Source organism: Haloactinopolyspora sp., from assembly GCF_027324685.1.
Classification (GTDB): domain Bacteria; phylum Actinomycetota; class Actinomycetes; order Jiangellales; family Jiangellaceae; genus Haloactinopolyspora.
Genome location: NZ_DAHVSH010000065.1, coordinates 1 through 1,925 on the forward strand (window position 1 = coordinate 1; position 1,925 = coordinate 1,925).

Below are 1,925 nucleotides of genomic sequence, written 5' to 3' on the forward strand. Positions count from 1 at the left end.
GTCCGGGCCGTCGTCGCGCTGCTGGTCCTCGGTGCGTCGACCTATGTGACGTTGACCGCCCAGCCCAACCTGGGCCTCGACCTGCGCGGCGGCGCCCAGATCGTGCTCGAGACCCAGAGCACCGACAACGTCGAGGCGAACGCGGAGTCCACCGACCGTGCACTCGGTGTGCTGCGCCGACGGGTCGACGCCCTCGGTGTCGCCGAACCGTCGTTGACCCGTTCCGGCGACCGGCGCATCATCGTCGAGCTGCCGGGCGTCGACGATCCCCGCGAAGCCTCCGACGCGCTGGGACAGACCGCTCAGCTGACCGTTCACCCGGTCCTGGGCTATGCCGCGCCGGAGGACTTGCCCACCCCCAATGGTGAGGACGGCGGCGAGGCGACGCCGCAAGAGACGCCGACGCCCGACGACACGTCGACTCCGAACACCGACGCCACCGAGGGCGCGGCCGGCGGCGACACCGAGCCATCGCCGCCCAGTGACGACACCGGAACCGATGCTCCGCAGAACGAGGCGCCGGCCGAGGGCGAAGGCCAGGTGATCGCGGACGAGTCCGGGCAGCCGATCCAGATCGGTCCGGCGGCGATGACCGGTGAGGAGATCGACGGGGCCGACGGCCTGTTCGACCCGCAGCGCGGCTGGTTCGTCACCATCGACTTCACCGGCGACGGCGGAAACACCTGGGCGAACCTGACCAGCGAGGCAGCCTGTCAGCCGGCCAACGATCCCCGGCGCCGCATCGCCATCGTTCTCGACGGTGAGGTCATCTCCTCACCGAACGTCACCCAGTCTGTCCAGTGCGGCGTGGGCATCCGCGGCGGGCAGACCGAGATCACCGGCAACTTCGACCAGGCCGAGGCGAAGGACCTGGCCGCGCTGATCAAGGGTGGTGCACTACCAGTCCCGGTCGAGATCATCTCGCAGCGCGTCGTCGGCCCCACCCTGGGCGACGAGGCCATTGAGGCCAGCGCTTGGGCCGCCATCATCGGCATGGCACTGACGACGATCTTCATCGCCGTGGTCTACCGCTTGGTCGGTGTCATGGCGATTCTGGCCTTGCTCGGCTACGGCCTGATGTCCTTCGCCGCGCTCACCGCGCTCGGTGCCACGTTGACGCTGCCTGGTCTCGCCGGTTTCGTGCTCGCCATCGGTATGGCCGTCGACGCGAACGTGCTGATCTTCGAGCGAGCCCGTGAGGACTACGTCGACGGCAAGACGAAGAGCCTGCGCGGGGCGGTCCAGAGCGGATTCAAGAACGCGCTGTCGGCCATCGCGGACTCCAACATCACCACGCTGCTCGCTGCCGGCCTGCTGTTCTTCCTGGCGGCCGGTCCGGTGCGTGGATTCGGTGTCACGCTGACCATCGGTGTGCTGGCCTCGCTGATGTCCGCCCTGGTGCTCAGCCGGGTCTTCTGCGAGTGGCTCGCCGACCGGCGTTGGGTCCGCAACCACCCCGCCGCCAGCGGGCTGGCCCGCCACGGCCGGGTCCGGATCTGGCTGCGGAGCACCAACACCAACTTGATGCGTTTCCCGCTGCGCTGGCTTGCCATCTCGGCCGTCGCTGTTGTCATCGGACTCGGCGGTATCTTCATCCGCGGGCTGGACTTCGGTATCGACTTCACCGGTGGCCGGATGGTCGAAGTGGCCACCAACGAACCGGTCGACATCGATGACGCCCGGGCCGCCGTCGCCGATGCCGGGTTCCCGACGGCGATCGTGCAGGAGTCCGGCGACGGCGACATCGCCGTGCGCGCCTCTGACATGAGTGACGACCAGTCCATCGAGGTCCAGGAGGCTCTCGGTGAGCTCGGCGGGGGCGCGGAGGTCGTGCGTGACGAGCTGATCGGCCCCAGCCTCGGTGAAGAGCTGCAACGCAACGCGTTCATCGCGCTCGGGGTGGCGCTCGCCGCGCAGCTGGCCTA

General features: G+C 69.1%; 1 protein-coding gene. It reads left to right on the top strand.

All coding sequences use genetic code 11. From position 1 onward, the window contains the following. Positions 1–1,925: protein translocase subunit SecD (secD, locus tag M6444_RS07795; protein WP_298325192.1), on the top strand; the 1,925-nt coding region annotated here is incomplete at both ends.